1 protein-coding gene is annotated in these 1588 nt (G+C 73.0%); it reads right to left on the bottom strand.

Features of this window, described 5'->3' with window-relative positions:
- Positions 1-1167 (bottom strand): ATP-binding protein (locus tag MXD58_RS27200; protein WP_250610773.1); only part of this gene is annotated, 1167 nt, incomplete at its 3' end.
- Between the last annotated feature and the right edge of the window lie 421 nt (positions 1168-1588).

The following is a 1588-nucleotide window of genomic DNA, read 5'->3' as shown; positions in this document are numbered from 1 at the left end:
CTCCCCGGGCGGCGCGACCCGACCCCAGGCGACGAGCCGGTCCGCCACGTCCGCGGCGCTCGGAGGCCGCTCGAGGTGACCGGTCGCCGCGACGCCCAGGGCGGCGGTGAGACGCCAGCCCCGCGCGGTCGCCTCGACGAGACCGGACGCCGCCAGCAGGTCAAGGCGCCCAGGGTCGATGTCGTCGTCGTCGACGCCGCCGGCCGCCTCGGGCCCGCCCGGTGGGGCAGGCCCGCAGGCGGCCCGCAACGCATCGGTGGGCAGGGAGTACGGAAAGACCAGACGCAGGGCGCAGAGCGCGTCACGCTGGGCGTCACCGAGCCGGGCGGCGAGCAGCGGCGCGAGCACGGCGACGCCGGCATCCAGCGTGATCCGGGCGGGTTCCGCCTCCACGGGAGCGCCATCGGTCTCCTCGGCGGCCTCCTGCAGCTCCCGAACAGCCAGTGCCAGCTGTACGAGCACGCGCGGATTACCCCGTGCCCGTTCCCGGATGCCTTCCAGCGCGGTCCGTTCCTCGGTCGTCAACCGCCGCCCGAGCTGGCGGGTGACGAGCGACCGGGCCGCTTCGTCGTCCAGTCCCCGCAGGTGCAGCGCCCGGCCATCCGCCAGCAGGGTGCGCTGGATCGAACCGATCAGCACGTCACAGGACGGCACGAGATCCAGCAGCACCGCCAGTTCCGCCGAGGTGCCGTCGAAATCGTCGATGACCAGCATCGTCGCGACCGATCCGAGCAGGCGGCGCAGCCGGTCGGCCGGCGGCCGGTACCCCGTCACGTCGTAGAACGCCTGGAAGATCTCCTGGACGAGGTCGTCGTGCGACAGGCCGGCGGCGTTGAGGAACACCACCGGCCGCACCGCGGCGCGGTCCGCGGCGATCCGGCGCAGCAGCGCCGTGCGACCGATCCCGCTCTCGCCGTGCACCTGGACGGGGAGCTGCTCGTCGAGCCAGGTGGCGATCCGCGCGCATTGCGCGTCCCGGCCGAACAATGGCGCGCCCGGACGGGGCGCCGCCATCGCGACCGGTTCGCGGCGCCGCGGCGGCGGCATGGGTTCGGTGCGTAGCGACACCACCGAACCGGCGGCCGCGTGGACCACGACATTGTGCTCGCCGACAACAAGTTGACCCTGTACGTCACCGCCGACCCGGGCGTTTATCGCAGCGGCCACCGTTCATCCCCCAAGCCCCCGAGCGGGACGCCACAAAGTACGGGCGCCGCCCACCAACGGAATGATAGTCGGCCAGCAGCTTAGCAGAAGTGATCGATGTCAGCGCGGACAAGAATCGCACATCAATATCTATCCAATGTGCGCGGGCACCCTTTGATTGCGCACCGGCAAACCCTCGAGGCCGTCCCGCCCGGCCAGCTCCGCCGCGGTGAACGGCCGGGCGCACCCGAGGAGGAACCCGAACGGATCCAGCGCTCCAGCGCGGCGAGGGCGGCCTGCGGGACGCAGTGGGCTTAGCGGCCGGTGTGGCAGGGCTGGCCCGGCGCCGCCGCCGGGCTCGACGACGTCGGTCTCGGTCTGCGCGGTGGACACCGGCACGCGGCAGCGGCGCGGATCTGGTAACGGTCGGCCATCGCAGGCC

Source organism: Frankia sp. AgKG'84/4 (genome assembly GCF_023242965.2).
GTDB lineage: Bacteria > Actinomycetota > Actinomycetes > Frankiales > Frankiaceae > Frankia.
Note: the sequence above shows the minus strand (reverse complement) of the source record. Positions and strands in the feature narration are given on the sequence as shown.